Annotated in this window: 17 protein-coding genes; 11 read left to right on the top strand and 6 right to left on the bottom strand. The window is 50.5% G+C overall.

Annotation, left to right across the window (positions count from 1 at the left end):
- Positions 1 to 120: 120 nt before the first annotated feature.
- The 9 genes from ACN0YN_RS12065 (at position 121) to ACN0YN_RS12025 (ending at position 12,105) form a co-directional block, all read left to right on the top strand.
- Positions 121 to 609, top strand: a complete 489-nt coding sequence (locus ACN0YN_RS12065) for a 3-hydroxyacyl-ACP dehydratase FabZ family protein (RefSeq protein ID WP_417385256.1) — start codon at positions 121 to 123, stop codon at positions 607 to 609.
- Between the two features lie 77 nt (positions 610 to 686).
- Entirely contained in the window at positions 687 to 1,439 is a 753-nt protein-coding gene (gene fabG, locus ACN0YN_RS12060) for a 3-oxoacyl-[acyl-carrier-protein] reductase (RefSeq protein WP_417385255.1), read from the top strand.
- 197 nt (positions 1,440 to 1,636) lie between these two features.
- The gene (locus ACN0YN_RS12055) at positions 1,637 to 2,023 is read left to right on the top strand and encodes an acyl carrier protein (RefSeq protein WP_417385254.1); all 387 of its coding nucleotides are present in this window, start codon (positions 1,637 to 1,639) and stop codon (positions 2,021 to 2,023) included.
- Between the two features lie 158 nt (positions 2,024 to 2,181).
- The gene (locus tag ACN0YN_RS12050; protein ID WP_002644541.1) at positions 2,182 to 2,670 is read left to right on the top strand and encodes a 3-hydroxyacyl-ACP dehydratase FabZ family protein; all 489 of its coding nucleotides are present in this window, start codon (positions 2,182 to 2,184) and stop codon (positions 2,668 to 2,670) included.
- Between the two features lie 177 nt (positions 2,671 to 2,847).
- Complete coding sequence (gene fabF, locus ACN0YN_RS12045) at positions 2,848 to 4,131, top strand: beta-ketoacyl-ACP synthase II (RefSeq protein ID WP_417385253.1); 1,284 nt, start codon at positions 2,848 to 2,850, stop codon at positions 4,129 to 4,131.
- 368 nt (positions 4,132 to 4,499) lie between these two features.
- Positions 4,500 to 5,543, top strand: a complete 1,044-nt coding sequence (locus ACN0YN_RS12040) for an alpha/beta hydrolase (protein WP_417385252.1) — start codon at positions 4,500 to 4,502, stop codon at positions 5,541 to 5,543.
- Between the two features lie 350 nt (positions 5,544 to 5,893).
- A complete protein-coding gene (locus tag ACN0YN_RS12035; RefSeq protein ID WP_417385251.1) occupies positions 5,894 to 6,313 on the top strand; it encodes a response regulator in 420 nt (139 codons plus the stop codon).
- A gap of 213 nt (positions 6,314 to 6,526) precedes the next feature.
- Positions 6,527 to 7,867 carry a metallophosphoesterase family protein gene (locus ACN0YN_RS12030; protein ID WP_417385250.1) on the top strand — a complete coding sequence of 447 codons (1,341 nt, stop codon included), beginning with the start codon at positions 6,527 to 6,529 and terminating at the stop codon, positions 7,865 to 7,867.
- A complete protein-coding gene (locus ACN0YN_RS12025; RefSeq protein WP_417385249.1) occupies positions 7,864 to 12,105 on the top strand; it encodes a DUF4332 domain-containing protein in 4,242 nt (1,413 codons plus the stop codon). Before ACN0YN_RS12030 ends, ACN0YN_RS12025 begins: the two co-directional genes overlap by 4 nt.
- Before the next feature lie 25 nt (positions 12,106 to 12,130).
- Here the strand turns inward: ACN0YN_RS12025 and ACN0YN_RS12020 are convergent, their stop codons facing one another.
- The 6 genes from ACN0YN_RS12020 to ACN0YN_RS11995 form a co-directional block, all read right to left on the bottom strand.
- Positions 12,131 to 13,369, bottom strand: coding sequence for a CinA family nicotinamide mononucleotide deamidase-related protein (locus ACN0YN_RS12020; RefSeq protein ID WP_417385248.1), 1,239 nt, complete (start codon positions 13,367 to 13,369; stop codon positions 12,131 to 12,133).
- 69 nt (positions 13,370 to 13,438) lie between these two features.
- Positions 13,439 to 14,530 (bottom strand): glycosyltransferase family 4 protein, encoded by a 1,092-nt coding sequence (locus ACN0YN_RS12015; RefSeq protein ID WP_417385247.1) that lies wholly within the window; start codon positions 14,528 to 14,530, stop codon positions 13,439 to 13,441.
- Positions 14,531 to 14,597: 67 nt separating this feature from the next.
- Positions 14,598 to 15,320, bottom strand: coding sequence for a hypothetical protein (locus ACN0YN_RS12010; RefSeq protein WP_417385246.1), 723 nt, complete (start codon positions 15,318 to 15,320; stop codon positions 14,598 to 14,600).
- Between the two features lie 68 nt (positions 15,321 to 15,388).
- Entirely contained in the window at positions 15,389 to 16,441 is a 1,053-nt protein-coding gene (floA, locus tag ACN0YN_RS12005; RefSeq protein WP_417385245.1) for a flotillin-like protein FloA, read from the bottom strand.
- Positions 16,442 to 16,583: 142 nt separating this feature from the next.
- Positions 16,584 to 17,180, bottom strand: coding sequence for an NfeD family protein (locus tag ACN0YN_RS12000; RefSeq protein ID WP_417385244.1), 597 nt, complete (start codon positions 17,178 to 17,180; stop codon positions 16,584 to 16,586).
- 210 nt (positions 17,181 to 17,390) lie between these two features.
- Positions 17,391 to 18,452 (bottom strand): 3-keto-disaccharide hydrolase, encoded by a 1,062-nt coding sequence (locus tag ACN0YN_RS11995; protein WP_417385243.1) that lies wholly within the window; start codon positions 18,450 to 18,452, stop codon positions 17,391 to 17,393.
- 463 nt (positions 18,453 to 18,915) lie between these two features.
- Between ACN0YN_RS11995 and ACN0YN_RS11990 the strand changes: the two genes are divergently transcribed.
- On the top strand, positions 18,916 to 19,158 hold the full coding sequence (locus tag ACN0YN_RS11990; protein ID WP_417385242.1) for a DUF3311 domain-containing protein: 243 nt from the start codon (positions 18,916 to 18,918) through the stop codon (positions 19,156 to 19,158).
- The gene (locus ACN0YN_RS11985; protein ID WP_417385241.1) at positions 19,158 to 21,164 is read left to right on the top strand and encodes a sodium:solute symporter family protein; all 2,007 of its coding nucleotides are present in this window, start codon (positions 19,158 to 19,160) and stop codon (positions 21,162 to 21,164) included. Before ACN0YN_RS11990 ends, ACN0YN_RS11985 begins: the two co-directional genes overlap by 1 nt.
- The last annotated feature ends 55 nt before the right edge of the window (positions 21,165 to 21,219 follow it).

Genomic DNA, 21,219 nt, shown 5'->3' with positions numbered 1-21,219 from the left:
GTATTAAACCGGTTTGACCACCGCCAGGAAATTTGAGAACCTGATCAGCCAGCAATAGTTCTTAATCACCGGTTAACCTGATTACAGCCTCTTCCAGACAAGTAGCGAGATTTTACAGGCATGCGTTTTTCGCTCGTCGACCAAATTTTAGAAATGGAGAAAGGAAAGTCGATTACGGCTGTCAAAAACCTTTCTCTTTCAGAAGAATATCTTCAAGACCATTTTCCGGGCTTTGCCGTCATGCCGGGAGTATTAATGGTGGAATCGATCGTTCAGGCCGGTGCCTGGCTGATGCGGTACACGAACGACTTTCAATACAGCACCATTCTGCTGAAGCAAACCAAAGCGATTCGCTTTAACAGTTTTGTCACTCCGGGAAAGCAATTGCGTGTCTCGCTGAGTATTCAGAAATGGGAAGACAACCTGTGCACATTAAAAGCGTCCAGCCAGGTGGAAGGGGAAGCCGCCGTCAGTGGTCGGATTGTTCTGGAACAGTTTAATCTGGTCGACAAGAATCCCTCCATGGCGGAAACCGATGCGGCACGGATTCAGGATCTGCAGACTCAGTTTCGACAGCTCTGGAATCCCAGCAGACAGACTGCATCCTGAGGCAGACTGTTCTGCTCGAGCATAGACGTACACATTAACTACAAACACACATAAAGAAAACTAGATTGGAAACAGGAATGAAACTGGAAGGAAGAGTAGCGTTGGTAACCGGTGGCAGCCGCGGTATTGGAAAAGCCGTTGTGGAAGCCCTGGCCCGTGAAGGGGCAAAGGTTGCCTTTGTGTATCGTTCCAGTGCGGAAGCCGCCGAACAGATCGTCAAAGACCTCGCCGCTGAGAACTGCGAAGCGTTTGCCATTCAGGCAGATGTCGCCAGCAAAGCAGATGCAGATGCTGTTGTAGAGCAGGTCATGGAAAAGTGGGAAAAAATTGACATTCTGGTCAATAACGCCGGCATTATCCGGGATGGTCTGCTGGCAACCATGTCTGCTGAAGACTGGCAGGCTGTGATCGACACCAACCTCACCAGCGTATTCAACTTCTGTCAGGCAGTCACACGCCCGATGATGTCGAAACGCTATGGTCGCATTATCAACATGTCCAGTGTCGCTGCTCACTTTGGTAATTCCGGCCAGACAAACTACGCTGCCAGCAAAGGGGGAATCATCGGTTTCACTCGCTGCCTGGCGACCGAACTGGCCAAACGCGGTGTGACCGTGAATGCCGTTGCCCCGGGTTTCATTGAAACAGACATGACCGTCGATGTGCGAAATGCAGCCGGCGATCAGATCAAAAAACACATTCCTTCTCGACGCCTGGGGCTTCCTGAAGATATTTCCAATGCAGTATTATTCTTCGCTACAGAAGAGGCTTCCTATGTCACTGGCCAGACACTGGCTGTGGACGGCGGATTAACATTAGGTGGAATTTAAGTAAGTTGATTCGAAGCGGCTCGTCGTCGTTTTGAAAAATACATTTTTTTAAGTGTGATCGGTAGTCTTCAGAATTGGGTCAATTCGACTTACCGCATCACAAGAACTGTCAAAACTATTCTTCTCGCCGAATAGTTTTAAATCAGGCTGGGTCGGCGGGACTTATCGGCCAGCAGGTCGAACCAAGGAGTATTGAAATGCCAACTAGAGATGAAATCTTCGATTCCGTTCGTGAAACACTGGTTGACGCGCTCGGACTGGATGATGACGAAGTAGTGCCTGAAGCCACTCTGATGGGTGACCTGGGTGCTGAATCTATCGACTTCCTTGATATCGCATTCCGTCTGGAAAAAGCATTTGATATCAAAATTCCACGCGGTGAACTGTTCCCGGAAAATATCGCTTCTTCCGACTCAGGCTTTGTCAAAGACGGTGAATTCACTGAAGCAGGTATCGCCGAACTCCGCGCCAAAATGCCACATGCAGACATCGATTCCTTTGCAGACGACCCCAAAGTCGAAAACATGCAGGATCTGTTCACTGTCGACATGCTGGTAAACTTCCTCGAAGCACGACTGGGTTAATCACAGTCCTCCGAGCCAGACTTACAGATGATAAGGCTGTCACAGCTCACTCCCGTGAGTTGTGCAGCTTTTCTTCCTGTCTGGAATGCAAGCTGCGCTGCCAGTTGATTCAGGCGAATTCACTGGGGATTCAAATAACGAACGAAAAGGTTTTCAAAATGCGATGGTTCTGGATTGATCGCTTTATTGAATTTGAAAGCGGTTCTTATGCTAAAAGTGTGAAAAACGTCACACTGGCAGAAGAGCATCTGCACGATCACTTCCCCGGTTTTCCCGTCATGCCCGGCTCTCTGATGATTGAGGGACTGGCACAGACCGGCGGCATTCTGCTGGGTGAAATCAACGATTTTGAGCACATCGTCATTCTGGCCAAAGTCCCCCAGATGACGTTTCACAGCTGGGCCTGCCCGGGTGACCAGCTGATTTATACCGCCAAAATCACCAATGCAGGCGAAGAGGGAGGCGCTGTCGATGTGACGGCCATGGTCGGAGACCGTCTGGTCGCTGAAGGAAGCATTATTTTCGTCCATCTCGATCAGAGTGATTCGGAATTTGGAGCCATCGACCAGAAAAACTTTGTGTTTTCGATGAATCTGCTGGGAATCCTGGATGTAGGCAAGGCTGGAACGGGTGAAGATCAGCCCTGAGACAGCGATTTTTGAAAGCTTGCTCTAGAGGCCTTGATTCAAATTGAACTACAATCATAATTCAGGTATTCAAAAAACGCAGACTTAAACTGGCGGCAAGTTACATTTGGACAGTCTATCTGACCCTGAAATTTGCCTGCTGCTACAAAATCAATTTTAAAACAAGAGTTCGAAGCTATGAACCGCCGCGTTGTGATCACTGGAATTGGCGCTATCACCCCCTTGGGAAAAACCGTAGAAGATACCTGGAAAGCTCTCCAGGAATCCAAATGCGGCATTTCCAACATCACTCATTTCGATGCTTCGAATTTCCCGACACGCTTTGCAGCGGAAGTCCACGATTTCCACCTGGGAGACTACGTCGATAATCTGGATCGCTTTGAGCATTCAGGACGTAATATCCGCTATGCCATTGGTGCAGCCACCCAGGCCGTCAAAGACTCTGGAATTCTGGATGACGACTTTGACCCCGCGATGTTTGGTGTCTACCTGGGAGCAGGCGAAGGGCAGCAGGACTTCTACACGTTTATGAAGATCATTGCCCAGGCCCAGAACGATGGTGAAGTCGACTTGGAAAAATTCACCAAAGTCGGACTCGAACAGCTCAATCCGCGGTTCGAACTGGAACAGGAACCCAATATGGCTGCCGGCCATCTGGCCAGCCTCTTCAATGCACAGGGTCCCAACCTGAACTGCCTGACTGCCTGTGCCGCTTCGAGCCAGGCCATTGGCGAAGCATCAGAACTGATTCGTCGCGGCGATGTCGATATCATGCTCTCCGGCGGAGCCCACAGCATGATCCATCCTTTCGGTGTGACTGGCTTCAGCCTGCTGACTGCCCTTTCCACACACAATGAAGATCCCGCAAAAGCATCACGTCCCTTTGACCGCAACCGGGATGGATTTGTGCTTGGCGAAGGGGCAGGCATGATGATCCTGGAAGACCTGGAACGTGCCCAGAAACGTGGTGCAAAAATTTATGGAGAACTGGTTGGCTACGGTTCCACCGCCGACGCTTATCGTGTCACGGACATTCACCCCGATGGTCGCGGTGCTATCAAGTGTATCAAGATGGCAATGAACCACGCTCAGATCAATCAGGATGAGATTCATTATATCAACGCGCACGGAACCAGTACCGCGGTCAACGATCGTGTGGAAACCAAAGCAATCAAAGGCGCACTGGGAGAAGCGGCATACAAGACTCCTGTCTCCAGCATCAAAAGTATGATGGGACACCTGATTGCCGCAGCGGGTAGCGTGGAAGCCATCACCTGCCTGATGGCGATTCGCGACAATGTCATCCCACCGACGATTAACTATGAAACGCCTGACCCTGATTGTGACCTGGACTACATCCCCAACGAAGCTCGTCAGCAAAATGTGACAACCACGTTGTCGAACAGCTTTGGATTTGGCGGACAGAACATTGCTTTGATCTTCTCAGAATTCAAAGACTGAGTTGTAGTCAAATCAGTTGATACATTGTCTACTCTGCTGAAACGCGCTCAACGACTACGTATTGCTTCCAGTACTGTTTCGGAAGATTAATTTCTGTTTCGACATCACATTGTCAATGTGCGCTCCCTCTTATCACTCAAGGTGAGGTCCACACAAATTCTGTTTTTTTTACCAGGATCAGCCGAGTCCTGAGAAATTGATCAAGACGCTCACCGGGAAACCGGGTAAACTACGCATGTGCAACCTCTATGGAGATTTGCACAAAGTCAGTATCGTCGATAATCCCGGATTCCAGAGTCTACATCTTTAATTGAATTCAGAACCTGTGTAAGTGATTCTCAGGTTCTGCAACCGCCAGGGAGACAGCAGTGAGTTGGTTGCTTTGGTGCGTTTTGATCGCAGTCGCAGTCGAGATAATAATCCAATACTGCATCATGCGCGCTGCTTACCCGGTACTGTTTGCGCCGATGCCCGATCGATTCAATCTGATCGGCACACTCGCACAACTACCAGAAAATGACGATCAGATTCAGATCAGAGATGTGACATTTCCCACTTCGGACGGCCTGACGCTGCATGGATTCATTGCCACTCCCACGGCAGATCGCCCTAAAGGTGTAATCCTCTTCTGCCATCCCTTTAAATCCACTGGACGAATTGCACTCTTCCAATGCCAGGGATTACTGGAGGCTGGCTTTGCTGTCTTCTCGTTTGATTTTCGCAATCATGGAGAAAGTGATACTGACCCTCGCTACCAGTCAATCCACTGGCTCTCACATTATGAACTGAATGATGCCAGATCCGCTATTGAATTCCTGCGAGCTCAACCTGAACTATCCCAGCTCCCACTGGGGCTGCTGGGTATGAGTCGCGGAGCGGGAACTGCACTTGCTGTCGCTGCCAAATCTTCTGACATCCAGTTTGTCGCCTGTGAAGGTGCCTTTCTGAATGAGGAACTCTTTCTGGATCACGCGATACGCTGGGGAGAACGTTTTCTGCCACGACTGTTTATACAAATCGTACCGACCTGGGAAGTCATTCGCGCGTTTCGGATCATGATCTGGTATTCACAACGTCGGCAGGGTTGTCGATATATCAATCTGAAACCGCGCGTCAAAGATTTGAAAAATCGAAACCTGTTGTTTTTCACCGGTGAAAAAGATCAGAGTGTTGTTCCCCGTATGACACAGTTGATCGTCAAGCGAATTCCTGATGCGCACATCACCGTCTGCTCGTTACCAGGCGCCATTCACAATGCGGGTCGCTTCACACAACTCGAAAAATTTGACTCGACATTGATCGACTTTTTTTCACAAATGGTCGAGAACAACTCCCCAGTAAAAGAGCTCGAATTTTCAGAGCCAATGCCAGGCCCGGCGGGTACCCCTCTCCCCAGTAAACGTTCTGCCTGAATTGAGTCGTCTCCAACGATTCGACCAATTGAAATCGGGACAGAGACAGGACTTTTTGAGCTTTCTTGAGTTGATCCCTCCTTTAAAATCACTGCCTATTTGACAGCGAATGCACGGCGATTATACGAATTGATCAAGAGTCTCCCCATTTATCTGAAACACGAAAGCCCCCCTATCTACATACTAATTAACAACTTATAACACAACCATTTTTTCTACATGACAATGGTATCTGATTTGCTTAACTTTATGCTAACAAAAAGCTATTTGCACGAATTCCGTTTCGAACTAAGGTTATGTTAAATGTCCGCTGTTGCGGCTGCCTTCCGGATTACTTGGTGAGATGTCATATGGTTACTGCCAGATCACAGGCTCCTTATCAGCTATTGATTGCCGATGATGATTCCGGGTTTCGCGCGGTGCTCAAGGAAGTGCTGGCCCCCTATTTCAGACTGTTCGAGGCTGAATCAGGTGAGGAAGCTGTTGAGCTGGTTGAGCAGATCTCTGTCGATATTGTCCTGCTGGACATGCATATGGACATTCTTACCGGTCTGGAAGCCGTACGCCTGATGAAGCAGATCAACGCCATGTTGCCCTGTATTCTCATCACCGCTGATGCGACTGATGAATTACGTCAGGATGCGTCCGAAGCAAAGGCATACGAGGTCCTGTCTAAGCCTGTCAAACGTCAGGAGTTAGTGACAACCGTCTCACACGCGCTGGTTGACACCTACCACGACCCTGATGTCACAACCTGGCTGGGAAATTAGCCCTGATTCTGCGATAGCAGCTTGCCCCCCTCGTTCGGCCAATCTACCCCGGTACAGGGACATTTTCTACAGACTCCACTTTTCTTAAACCGCGGAGTGAAGTACACTTCCAGACAAAATTGACATTCTAAAAAGCATCACTGCCACCTGCATCCCTGATCAAATTGTGGAACAATAGACGTCAGCAGGTCGAGCGGCGGAAAGGAGTCTGCCATGCCATTTATACCAACCCGGTTTATCCATGCCAGTAATCTGCGACTGGACCATCAGGCGCAAGGGGTCGGCGCAGTTTCCACTGAATCACAGACGATCCTCGAAGATTGTACGCTCGATACGTTTTCTCATTTGATCGATGCCTGTCGCGAACATGAAATCGATTTTCTCCTCCTGAGTGGCAACTCTTTTATTGCTGACGACTTCAGTATTCGTGCCCGCATTGCGTTGATCGAAGGCTTTCAAAAACTGGCCGCCGATCAGATTCAGGTTTTCATCGTTCCCGGACAACACGATCCCCTGAGTGCCTGGGACCTGCAGTACAACTGGCCTGCCAACATCACATTCCTTTCACCCCAGGATCGTGATGTCATCGATATTCTGCGTGAAGATGAAACCATTGCCACACTTCAGATTCTGGGATCTGCACATCGTAAATACTCTCAGCCCCTCAAACTGAACCAACGCAATCAGCTGTTTAATAAACAGGAAGAACGGGCGCTCTCCATTGGATTGATCGCTGCCAACTTACCTACGGATCACTCTGACACCCTCGGCGACTCCACACAGGCGATTCCCCTTTCACTGTCAGATGAATATCTGCCGGCGGAATGGCAGTCAGAAGAATCCAATGAAATTTCTGTTGATTACCTGGCACTCTGCAAAGGCACGCAGAGACATACATTCGAAATGCACCCCGGAGTGGCTCATCATCCGGGAACCGCACAGGGACTCAATTTCGGCGAACACGAACAAAACGGAGTCACACTGGTCACTGTGGGAACGGAAGCGCAACTGGAACAGCGGACACTGCGAATCGCTTCAGTCCGCTGGCTGGTACTGGAACTGAACCTGCAGCCGGAACTCTCCCGCGCTCAACTGATTCAACGCATGCAGGAATCGCTCCTGTCTCAAATCAGAGGCCACCACGAAAAATTGTGGATGGTACGCTGGCAGTTTCAGGGATCAGGTGAGCTGTTTGATTCTCTCAGAAGTTTCAAACATCAGGGCAGCCTGAGTAATGAACTGGCGTTGGCCGTGAAAGAGAGACTGCCGGTCGGCATTGAACAATCATTTTATCTGAAGCCAGAAAACAGAGAACTTCAAGGAACGCATTCCACATTGTCTCAACTGTTTCAAAATCAACTGGAGCAGTTCAAATCTGAGACTGAGCTCCCACTCAAACAGTTACTCGCGCAAGCCTCTCACCTGGATCAAAGCTGGTTACAACGCCTGAATTCGGTCACCGAACAACTGGACAATCAGCAGATCTTCAACGCAGCCATCCACAATGGACAGACATGGCTCGATGTTTCATCGGATGAGGAAGTACACGTATGAAAATTACCAGAATCCATGTAAACCAGTTCGGGAACTGGCAGAACCTGAATCTTGCTTCACTCGACCCGGGAATCAACGTGTTTTACGGCCCGAATGAAACGGGCAAATCCACATTGATGCGCATGATTCGGGGAATCCTCTATGGATTTCAATCCGATGAGTTGCGCGAGCATTCCCGTGTTCCCGATTCGGTTCCCTGGTCTGCGTTGTTGGATATCCGTCACCAGGGGCAGTTCTATGAAATTCAGCGACAAACGTCTGCGAATGGAAGAGGTCACTTCTCGTTTCAGAGTCAGTCCAGGGGAATCTCCAGCACTGATCTCCTGACTTCACTCCAGGCAGGGGTGAATGAAAGCGTTTATGAAAATGTATTCGCCATTGGATTGAATGAACTCCAGGAACTGGGAACTCTGCACGGTGATCAGGTCGCGCAGCACATCTATGGTTTGACACTCGGTCCGGAAGGTCAGGCCATCCTCGATGCATCCAAAGAGGTCAGCCAGTCACGACAGACACTGTTAAGCCGCGATGCTAAATCAGGAAAACTGCCAGACCTGTATCAACAGCTGGATGAAATCGATCAGAAACTGGCTGATCTGAAACAGCAGTCACAGCGTTTCTTCAATCTCTCCGACGATCTACAGAAGATCCGTGCGGAATCGGACAGTCTTAAGAAACGGAAATCCGGTCTCCAGTATCAGATCCGCGGACATCGTTTTCTGGATCGCGTCTGGAAACCGTGGCAGGAAGTACAAGACCTGCAGCAGCAGTTAAAACGACTGCCTGTCGTCGCTGAGTTTCCGGAAGATGGCGTCAATCTGCTCAATGAATATGATCGGGAGATCAAGCAGATCGAAGCGAAACTGAACGAGATCAAAGCAGAACTCAGCGGTCTGCGTAAACAAATCGAGCAGGCAGAGCTGGACAATGAATTATTAAACTTTGCGCCCAGTATCCAGAGTCTGGTAGATCAGAAGCCCTGGATGACCGACCTGGATCAGCAGCACAAGTCCGGCATCACCCGGGTACAGGAACTGGACGCGGCACTACAGAGCTACCTGAGCCAGAACCAGAGCGTCCGACACTTGACTCACATTAAAACCATTCCGGAGAATAATCAGCGTCTGATCCAGGCGGCCCGTGAATATCGGGTAGCAGGGTCAAAGCGAAAGAATGCACACAGACGCTACAAAAAAGTCTCACGAAAGTATCAGCAGACTCTGGCCAGCCTGCAGGAACAGTCTTCACGTCTGCTCAACGGACATTCGATCGAAGCGGAACTCAAACGAGCCCGCGAACGAATGAAACATCTCGAACGCCTCAGCCAGTTACGGGTCAGAGAGTCGGAATTTCTCATCCGCCAGGAAGCAGTCAAAGAACAACTGGAACGCCTGCAGACGAATTCACGACTGCCAGGCTGGGCAAAGAAAACACTGTTCGGTTTCGCCATTGCCGGCGTACTGCTGGTACTCGCAGGTATCTGGCGGGGAGTCTCCGATGCGAAGCTGGTTGGATTGATTTACTGTCTGAGTGGTTTCTTCCTGGGTGGTCTCACCTGGGCCATCAAAAAACATTTCGAAATCGATGTGCAGGATCAGGCGGATGAACTGCAGGATGAAAGCTGGGCTCTCGACGTCCATTTGCGCGAGACACGCCAGGAAATCGATCGCATCATGGACGATGAATACTTCGCTTTGAAATCGCTCTCGGAAGGGCATTCCCTCAGCAGTCATCGCCAGCGGGAATCGGTCCCGGCATTGAGCTTTAATGATGAAAATATTCTCCGCACCGATCTCCTGCATGAACTGGCGCTCAAGATCGCGGAACTGGAACAGTTGAAAATTGCTCAGGAACGTGCCCAGAAAACCCGTCAATTACTGGTCAAACTGCGGAACCGTTCTCAGGAAATCCAGCGAAACTTCAGCAGCAAGCGGCATGAATGGTGCGAATGTCTGAAACAGCTGGGATTGACCGAAACACTCAAAGTCGATGACGCATTCCGGATGTGGCAGCAGGTCTCACAGGCAAACCTCTACCGGAATCAGTTGGAGCAGGCACAACAGAAAATTAAACCCTTTGGTGATCTTGTTGATATGTATTTTAAACGCGTTCGCGAATTAAGCCTGCGAATGAATCGCCGCCAACAGAATTCGGACAACCCGTTTGAACAGGTTGCCGCATGGGAGCGTGAACTCGAAACACTTTCAGGTCAGCGTGAAGAACGTGCCAGACTGTTAAAGCAAGAACAGCGACTGCGTCAGGAAGCAGACTCTCTGAAATTAAAGCAGGAGGAAATGAAGCATCTGCGTTCAACACTGCTCATCAAAGGGGGCGCTGCCAGTCGCGATGAATTTCTAACACGGGCCGCTTCACTGACAGAGCGGATTCAGCTCGAAAAAACGCTGGCGACTGCACAGCGGGAACTCGAACGCGCCAGCCAGTCTGAGCAGGAAATGGCCATCGTGGAAGAGGATCTGTTGAACTTTGATGCGGACGCCAATGCCGAACACCTGGAAATGCTGAATCTGGAACTCGAAGACATCGAGCAGGACCTGGTCACGGCTGCGGAAAACATGGGTCGACTGAAACAGGATTATCAGAACGCCAAAACCGATCGCAGTGCAGTGCAACTGCGTTTTCAGCGTGAACAGATTCTCGAACAGATCAGACAGGCCAGTGAAGAGTGGTTTACCACAGAACTTTCCGCCGTCGGCCTTCAAAAGCTGCAGTCAGAATTTGAACGCACAAGCCAGCCGGAAACGCTCGCGATTGCCTCTGATTACCTGAGACAGTTAACCAATGGAAAGTACACCAACATCTGGACTCCCCTGGGCGAACAATATCCTAAAGTGGATGACAACGAAGGGCACACCCTGACAGTCAGCGAACTGAGTAGCGGCACGCGAGAACAGCTCTTCCTGGCAATCCGACTCGCAATGGTCGAACGTTTCCGCAACAACGGGGTGGAACTTCCCATGGTACTCGATGATGTACTTGTCAACTTTGACCAGAGCAGAACACAGGCAGCCATCGAAACCCTGATCTCTGTGGCAAACAAAGGACAACAGATTCTATTTTTCACCTGCCATCTGCATCTGACCCGCCTGTTTGAAGAACAGGGACAACCGCCGGTCTGGCTCACAGAAGAAAGTTCCACAGAGGAAACTCGATCTCCGTTGATTTCACAACCACGGGCTCAATCTGAACTCCAGTTGCAACCTGCACTCAAAACAGAAACATCAACCGCCGTGCTCGATGCCCCCCCGGTAGAAGTACCGGTCTATGAACTGGAATGGTCCTCCCCCATCTACAGGCTGTCTTCACTCAGCCAGTTCCAGATTCAACAATTGAATCAGGCAGGCATCAATACGATTGCACAGTTCCTGTCTCAGTCGGCTGACCAGTTGGCTCCTCAGCTTCCGGAAGAAATCACAGCAGGACTGATTTTTGAATGGCAGAGTCAGGCCAGACTGGCGTCCTGCATTCGGGGAATTAAACCCCAACAGGCCGCATTCCTTGTCCAGTGTGGGATCACAGAACCCGGTGATATCACCGGCATGTCATTCTCTGAACTCTGGTCTCTGATTGCCTCCAGTCTTCCAACTGAGGCATCAAATGAGACGACCATTACTGAAACACGCGTGCAACAATGGTATCAGTCAGCACACCAGGCACGGAAGTTTCACCCGCAAAAACCAGTCGCCACAGAACAGAAACCGCAACAACCAGTTCCACAGGAACGACGTGAATATCGCAGGGACAGTTCACACACTGACTCGGAAAATGCGAAACCCATCACCCCGCCCTTTTACCTGAATCGTTCCATGCCTGTGGAACAGGCCCCGTCCATCGGTCCGAAGACGGCACAACGTCTGGAAAAAGTGGGAATTTTCTCCGTCAGTGATTTCCTGGAATGCAACCCGGAAAACGTCGCGAATCAATTAAATGTGTCTCACATTAAAGAACGCACGATTCGCGTTTGGAAGAAACAGACAAAACTTGTCTGCTGTATCCCCGGCTTGCGGGGGCACGATGCACAGATCCTGGTCGCCTGCGGTTTTTATGAACCCGATCAGATTGCCCGTACATCGCCTCAGGAGTTGTACGGCAAAGTAAAATCGTTTGTCAAAACCAGCGAAGGACAGCAGATCATTCGCGGCGGGAAAAAGCCGGACTTCAAAGAAATCACCGACTGGATCCAATGGTCGCAAAAAGCCAGAAAGCTGCATGCTGCCTGATCGGGTCTGCGATACAGATCCTGTTTTACTTCACGATCAGATTCCGTCTCAACAGATTGAGCGCGGCTTTTGTGACGCGGCTTTTAGCAATCGCACGATTGACCGTCAGACCAATTTCTTCCACCCACTCTGACTCCCGATTTGCCAGAGCAACATAAGCCTGGGGCACCTGATTCGGATCCTGCCACGACTGATGGGGATCAAGCAGGATTGCTAATCCAAAATCGGTATCATATTTCTGCTGTGTCGCCTGCGCAATCTGAACTGCTCCAGCCGCATTAAAACCAACGGTATCCTGATCTGGTCCGGATGCCAGATGTCTGTAGACGGACTGCAGTCGGGAAACGATTCCACCTGCATACCAGTCGGCGGCCCCATCGACTTCCGTCAGTCGATACGAAAGCAGTCCTCCGGTGCCGCATTCACAGGTGGCCAGTGTCTGCTGTTTCTGACTGAGCAGCATCATCACCACATGTTCCAGCTCTTCGTCTTCATAACCAAAGATATATTCTCCGAGCCGCTCCTGAATCAATTGATGCGTCTCAGCGATCTTGTGTTCACACTCCTCAAGAGTGCTACCCATCGCTTTGATCCGCAGTGTAATCGTTGCTTCATGCGCCGTGATTCCCACTTCCGGATCACGGCCTCGGCTTGTGATATCGCCCAGTAATTCTTCTGTCTTCGACTCCCCCACCCCAAAACAGTTGATTCTTGCAAAGCGAATCATATTGGTTCCACGCGTGACGCGGGGCAATACCGACTGATAAAACATCGGCTTCATTTCTGAAGGAACTCCCGGCATCGCGGCAATCAGGCAGATTGAATTCCCATCAAGACGGGGGACTTCCATCCAGATTCCCGGAGCGGTCCCATGCTCGTTCTTAATCGGTTCTGAACCTTGGGGAAACATCGCCTGAATCCGATTTCGCTCGGGCATCTCGCGCGAACGCTTCTGAAACATCGCCTCGATGATCTCCATGGACGTTTCATCCAGCACGAGATCTGTCTCTGTCATTTCTGCCAGAGCCTGGCGTGTCAGATCATCCAGCGTGGGACCGAGTCCACCGGTAATCAAAATCAGATCAGAACGCTGTACTGAAAGGCGAAACTGGGTAACAATTTCATCCAGATTATCGGCAATCGTAGTATGAAAATGAGTGGAGATGCCAATCGCAGCCAGTTCTGTACTCAACCACTGACTGTTGGTATCGAGTTTTTCTCCGTTTGTCAGCTCACTGCCGATCGCAATAATTTCTGCTTGCATTCATGTAACCCGTAACGAGAGGGGAGAATCACTGTTCCGGCAGTGATATTCTGTTTCTGTTCTCTGCCATCAGACCGGAGCCTGCACTGCCAGTTTATACTGTTCCACAGTTTTCTCAACCATGGTCTCAACCCGGAACTCCTGCCGAACCAGTTCCCGGGCAGATTCTCCCATGGCCCGCGCTTTCAGAGGGTCATCCAGCAGTTTCAGGATACTGCTCGCCAGTATCTCACTGTTCGAGGGAGGAATCACCAGCCCGGTTTCCCCATCGCGGATCACCGAATAGATCCCGCCCACACCGGTCGCAATCACAGGCTTGGCCAATGCCATCGCTTCCAGCATGATTGTCCCCAGCCCCTGCCTGAGCGACGCCAGACAGAAAATATCCATCGCTTCCAGTGAGATGGAGAAGTCATACAAATTGGGAACAAAGGTTACGTTTTCAGTGATCCCCAGGTCCCGCACCAGGTGCCGCAAATTGCTTTCCTCCGGGCCTGCTCCCGAAACCAGAAACTGGACATGCGGATTCACTTCCAGAACACGACTGGCTGCCCCCAGAAAATAAGGCAGCCCCTTGATCGTTTCCAATGGACCTGCGGTACCAACGACAGGCTCATGATCACGGGAGAGGACAGGAACATGCTGTGACTGCTCGGGCACATCCACGCCACTGGAAATCACCAGCACGAAATCCTCGGGCAGACCAGTTCGGGCGATCAGGTCTTTTTTAACAGACTCACTGACGGTAATAATTCCCCTGCACCACCGCATATCAATCCGCAGGCGTTCATCACTCTGCAGGTAGTCATTCACCGTCAGCAGAAAGGGACGTTTCAGTTTGCGGGCCAGCCATTGCCCCTGCGGCAAAACATGCCGTGACTGAATATGGATCAGATCGGGTGGCTTCTTTATCACTTCCTGTTTCAAGAGATGTAAAATCAGGTGCCCCAGCACCGGCACATTCAGATTGCGATACTCCTTGATGTCCAGCTTCGCTCGCATACTGGGATCGACTTTTGCCGCATTGGGACAGACCACCCGGGCTGCGATTCCATAAGCGGCCGTGTATTGTGCCAGTCGTAATGTGTAGGCCGAGGTACCTCTGACTTCAAAGGGTCCCGCAAATAACAGTACATCAAGTGGTGAATCTGCTTTGCTCATTTGCATCGTTCCCGCGCTGCAGCATCTGCAGACAAAACCAAAGCGATATGTTGTGACAGATTCATGATCAGGAACGGCGACGGGACAGAGGTGGTGAGAGAATTTCGTTTATAATAATCGCCTGTTGAAATGCCTGGCGGTTACGAAGTAACTCTCGAATTTGCTTACTTCCGCTTCTTTTACTGTCAGAAGCCTGCCGGGTTTCACTCTCTCGTGAGGTGATATTTTCCGATTGAGAGAGACTGGCAGCATTATCAAGTTTGCTGTGAATACTGGTTTGAAGATGCTTCTTCTGCCGCTTCTCGATCCGGGCACGCATCGAACCGCCTAGCCGCTGTTGACGTTCTGCTTCCTGGAGTTCTGCACGCTCCTTAGCAGAAATATGAGACTTCGGTTCTTTGACAGATTTTTTTTGCTGGGTAACCGTCTTATTACTCTGCTGAGCTCCGCGCCCCTGTGAATTCTGTTTTTCACGACGGCGTCTTGTGGGAGGTTGTCGGACACTCGCTGGTTGTTGCTGCATGCTGGTCGTTGTCTGGACATCGTCTTCGAAGAAGTCGACTTCGGCCGGTTTCTCCTTTTTCTCTGCCTGCGGATTCATTGCCTCCTGCAGAAATTTTTCGAGCTCTTTCTGCAGCGCCGCTTTCTCTTTGACCTTGCCCGGTTGTGGCTTATTTTTTTCCTTGGCAATATTACTGATGGCACTCGCAGCGCTGATCAACAGGAAAATAACCCCGACAATCACACCGACAATATCATCACCACCAGCTGCCAGTATTGGAAATTCCATAACTTAATTCCAGTCCTTCAAATCGTGCCACACAGACTGTCTTCAAACAGAAACCGCTGTTATACGGTTTAAGAAGAGGTCATCTCCCGTTCGGGGGTTGCAATCGCATCTCGCATCTTCGTATCGGCCTGAACGTTTTTCAGTTCGTAGTAGTCCATCAGTCCCATTTTTTTACTGCGAAATGCGCTGGCAATTGCTTCAGGAACCTTGGCTTCCGCCAGCACAACCTTCGCCCGGTTTTCCTGTGTCAACGCGACCATTTCCTGCTCACGCGCTTTCTGTTCCGCACGACGCTGTTCCGCTTTGGCCTGGGCCACCCGCATTTCCGCTTCCGCATGATCTGCCTGCAGACGGGCGCCAATATTCTCACCCACATCAATATCAGCGATATCAATCGATACGATCGTGTAAGCGGTCTGTTTCTCTAAACCTTCATTCAATACGATCTGGGTAATTTTGTCAGGGTTTTCCAGCACCTTTTTGTAGGAGTCAGTGGAACCGATCGCCTGAACGATGCCCTGCCCGACGCGTGCAATCACGGTCTCTTCGGTGGCACCGCCGACCAGCTGTTTCAGGTTCGTCCGCACGGTGACACGGGCTCGGACATTCAACTGAATTCCATCGCCGGCCACGGCATCCAGAGTGCTGTTCGTCTTCCGCGAATCCGGACAGTCAATCACCTTAGGATAAACGCTCGTGCGGACCGCATCCAGAATATCCCGACCGGCCAGGTCAATCGCCTGTGCCGACTGCCAGTCCAGATCGATCTTGGCCCGCTGGGCGGCAATCAATGCCCGAATCACGTTCGGAACATTTCCCCCGGCGAGATAATGTGCTTCCAGATCCCGCGTGGAAATATCATAAGTCCGGGTAACCCCCGCCTGAATCGCCATAATCTTACTGCGAACGATAATCGTGGGATTCACTTTTCGAATCGTCATCATCACCAGATTGGGAAATGAGATCTTGGCATTCGTCATTTTACACTGGATCCACAACCCGGCAAAACGGGCGAAGACCGCGAAAAATACCAGCACGCCGAGAAAAACAACAACCCCGACAATCCAGACAATTGTGGAGCTGCCTCCAGCTTCGGCAGCGAAAAGATTCAAGGCGTTCATTCCTGCTTTCCAATCCTAAGAAAATCTAAATCCAGGTGATGTTCAGAAACAGCTGAAATCAACTATTTAAAACCTGTTACTCCATTTTGACTTACTTATTGTAAAGTAAAGTACGTTCAGCATCCAGAGACGACCTTCAGATTCAGTTCTCCGGCACTTCAAAGTCGAATGATTCATCACCCGCTCTTTCATCAGAGGCTGCCGATTTTTCACCCGACTTCGTTTCATCCACGACCGGAGGTTTGACAACCTTGACAACCAGCCGGGTCCCTTCCACTGCGATAATCTCCACATCCACCTGAGCATCCACGATCATGCCCTGGCTTTCACAGTGGTGTCTTTCATGATTAACGAGCACGAACCCGCTGGGGTTTAAAAGAGTTTGCGTTTTTCCAATCTTTCCAATCAATGATCGCAAATGTTCGGTTTCTTCACGAAACCCCGTAACTTCATCCAGAGTAGGAACTTCGTGAATCACCTTCTTCCCCCAGGCAGTATTCGGGAAGATGCGTACCGCAAACCCCAGTGTCGTCGGAATCAGAACGATAACACTGGCAATATAAGTCCACCACAATCCCGGACTCGTTCCCCACCAGGCCATCCAGGCCGCCCAGACCGAGCCGGCGATACTGGTTAACGCCAGAATGGCAATGATTCCGCCGGAGGGGAGAAAGATCTCGGCAACCAGCATTAACAACGCAACGATCAATGCAAGAATGGCTAAGAGTGAATAATCCATCAGATCTACAGACTTTCCGTGCGTTGTCCTTTCCCACCTTGGATTCAAACCGGAAAAGTACAATAGTTCGAGTCAATTCAAACAGTCATTTCTATTCGTATACTCGTACAGGACTACAGCTTATGACGCTGCAGTCTTATTGTACCGGTTCTCAACTGCAAGGCAAGATGCGAACGGAAAATCTGATGCGGATGGGGGTCACACCATCAATTACTGCTCACATGCCAGAGACTGGCAAGGCGTGCAATAAACCGGATCTGGCTGGTTACTCAAATCCACAATCCAGATATTTCGGAAACGTACCGGATTGGTATGGTCCTGCAGTTTGATTGGAAACAGTTCCGGACCTTCCTGCTTACCACCGCCGGTTTTTGCGATGATCGAATAATCCTGATGCACGGGAACACCATTCAGCAGCACTGAAATGAAGGCATTTTTGATTTTTTTCCCGTCGGCATCAAACTTGGGTGCCACGAAGGCGATGTCATAAGTCTGCCAGCTGAGCGGAGGAAAACACATATTTACATCCCCGCGTTTCTGCTTGTACAGACCACCGCATTCATTCTCAACTCCTTCCAGTCCGAATGAATCGAGAATCTGAACTTCATAACGGCTTTGCAGATAAACACCACTGTTACTGCGGGCCTGTCCTGTAGCATAAGGCATGTAAGGCAGGCGAAATTCCAGGTGCAGACGGAAACTGCGGTAGGTATTCTTAAACTCCGTCCCTTCTTTCAGCAGGCCTTCCTCTGTGATTTCGGCATCTTTCAACATATCCGTTGAAGTGCCGTCAAACAGAACCGTTGCCCCGGGAGGAGGGGTAGCTCCCAGTGTGATGCTGCGACGCTGAGTTTTCAGCAACTGCCCCAGCAGGTGACCGGCCTCGTCGCGTACATCGACAACACCGCCATGCAAAACCTGTAACTGAAAATCACCACCGGTCAGGAATAACACATCACCTTCCCGCGCCCCTTCCAGTTCGACACGAGCGGAACGGTCCCAGCCATTTCCCGGCAGTCCGCCATGGTAGAGCGATGCAATGAACTGGCCATCGCCGCGGGCGACAACCTGTAACCCCAAAGCCGCTTCACCACACCATGAGCAGTCACTGCCAATCAGGCCATAGTATTCACCCTGATACTGAAAGTCTTTGTCGACCTTGTTGATATCAACAATCGCGAATTTTTTATCCCCTTTGGGGGCCTGAGCAAATGCTGTTGAAGTCAGCAGAAATGGAATTGCAAATAAAACAGCCAGTATAAGACGAAACATCTATCCCCCAGATTCTCTAATAATCTTAATCAAAAATGATCAACAATCCTGTGTAAACCACCATTCTGGGAAGACATTCCTGCATTTGCAAGCCCGGATGACTCCTTTGAATCTTAAGATTCTTCCCCGCCTGTGAAACATCATTTTTTGTAAATAATCGTTAACACTCAACATCGGTTCTCAATGAGATCAGTCCGTTTATTGACACATTTCTAACCGGTATGTTGTGACTCTTCGGAGAATTTGTCACAATAGAACCTCAACGCGATTCAGCGGGATCCAGAGTATCCTGCTCCCGCCCATACCCGTACTTGAGCGCACCACCCTTTACTAAAGCGTCTCTCGTAATATGATACCCGGTCCACATGACACTGGAGACGCCGCAGTAAAACTGGACACCGTCTAACACCTGACATTCGCAAACCCTCCTGAAGTGACTCTGTCAACATAGAAAAGATGACCCATGAGATACACCGTATATGGCTTGGTTGTCCTGCTAATCATCATTCACCAGGATAACTGGTTATGGGACGATAAACGTCTCATTCTAGGCTTTATGCCGATCACCCTGCTCTATCAGGCCGGGATCTCCATCGGCGCTGCCATCGTCTGGTTCCTGGCCACGAAGTTTGCCTGGCCACATCACCTTGAAGAAGTTGCACAAGAACCACCTGCCCAGGCCCAGGAATCAGGAGAAACAGAATAATGACTCAGCTGGTAATCATCGGAATCTATTTAGCACTTTTGTTGTTTCTGGGTGTCTTCTCCAGTCGACTGTTCAAAGGAACCAGTAAGGACTACATGCTGGCCAGCCATTCGATTGGCCCCTTTCTACTGCTGATGTCCATTTTTGGAACGACGATGACCGCCTTCGCGCTCGTCGGCTCCAGTGGAGAAGCCTACAAAGAAGGAGTTGGCGTCTACGGGATGCTCGCCTCTTCCAGTGGGATCATTCACTCTCTCTGCTTCTTCCTGCTGGGGATTAAACTCTGGTCATGGGGATACAAATACGGTTACACCACACAGATCCAGTTTTTCCGGGATCGTCTGGAAAGTGACCGCATCGGGATTCTCCTGTTCCCGATCCTGGTCGGCTTGGTGATTCCTTACCTGCTGATTGGCGTGATGTCGTCCGGCGTGGTCATCAGCAGTATTACCGAAGGTGCCTTTGACAGCGCCTTTGCTGACTACGATTACGGCGTTCCCCCCTGGCTCGGTTCTCTGGTCATCAGCCTCGTCGTGTTGATCTACGTTTTCTTTGGCGGGATGCGGGGTACTGCCTGGGCAAATACATTCCAGACGCTGGTTTTCATGGTTCTGGGTGTTGTCACCTTCGTGGTAATTTCCAACAAGCTGGGTGGACTCGATGCAGCCAGCCACGCCGTGCTGGAAAAGAACCCGTCCAAGCTGATGCGCGCCGTCGATCCGGCGGACCGTGAACGCTATGCCGAACGCTACCAGACCTGGACCTTAATCGCGAAATACAACTATGCCCGTCGCATTCTCAAAACACTGAAACTGACCGACGAGCAGAAAGCAGAAGCCTACAAAGAATTCAAGCCGCGGTTCCCCAACTGGCAAACCACAGCGGAAGCCATCTATGCATCTAAAAACGAGCTGTATAAACTCACCAACGAACAGATCAATAAAGCCCTGTTAACTCAGGACGACCGCGTCATGCCCGATCCGTTTCCTGAGAAATGGGTGCAGGGCATCATGGCACATCATGATCTGCGTGAATACCCGCGCAAAGCGAATGCCGAAGACGAAAAGGCCATGCTGATCTTCGCAGAAAACATCGGTCACCCCGAACATGATCTGGATCCCGATGATCCTTCCAAGGGGAAAAAGTGGACCATCAAAAAAGCACTGGGCGTCTATCGTGCCAGCAGCTGGGCACCGGATGCACCCCATCCGATGAGCAAACTGGTCTTCTTCACTTACTTCTTCGTGCCTCTTTCCGTCGGCATGTTCCCTCACCTGTTCCAGCACTGGCTGACTGCCCGAAGTGCTGCCACATTCAAACTGCCGGTAGTTGCACACCCGCTGTTCATTATGATTGTCTGGGTTCCCTGTGTGCTGGTTGGTGTCTGGGCGACTTCCGCCACTTTTGAAGGGGCACCACTCTTCCCGCCACACTTCCCGGCGAATGCAGTGCTGGCAGCGATGGTGAAAAAGATGACCTCGCCGGTTCTGGCAGGGTTCCTGACAGCCGGTATTCTGGCGGCGATCATGTCATCGCTCGATAGCCAGTTCCTCTGTATCGGCACCATGTTTACCGAAGACATTGTCGTGCACTACGGAGGAAAAGATCGTTTTACCGATAAGCAGGTTGTCTTCATGGCCCGCATGTTTATTATTGTCATTGTGGCAATCACGTACGGATTCAGCCTGCTGGAACCGCGGCGTGTGTTTACGCTGGGAGTCTGGTGCTTCAGCGGGTTCTCCAGTCTGTTTCCGATCATCTTTGCTGCCATCTACTGGAAACGTCTGACCAAGGCAGGCGTTTATGCTGGTGTGATCGTGGCAATCGGAACCTGGTTGTACCTCTTTAAAGAAGCGAAATATGCATTAAATCCAGATTATACATTTCTGGGAATGATGCCCGTCGCAACGATGGTCGTCGCTTCGGCTGTCGCGATGATCCTGGTCTCCCTGGTGACTCCGCCACCCAGTAAAGAAACTCTGGTTCGCTTCTTCCCGGAAGACTAAACCGAATGAACCACTTTTAGTATTGTTGAAAATACAGCAGGCTGTGCAGAACAGA

Origin of the sequence: Gimesia sp., assembly GCF_048260065.1 — a bacterium.
Taxonomy (GTDB): Bacteria; Planctomycetota; Planctomycetia; order Planctomycetales; family Planctomycetaceae; genus Gimesia.
This window is presented reverse-complemented; position numbering and strand designations above follow the sequence as displayed.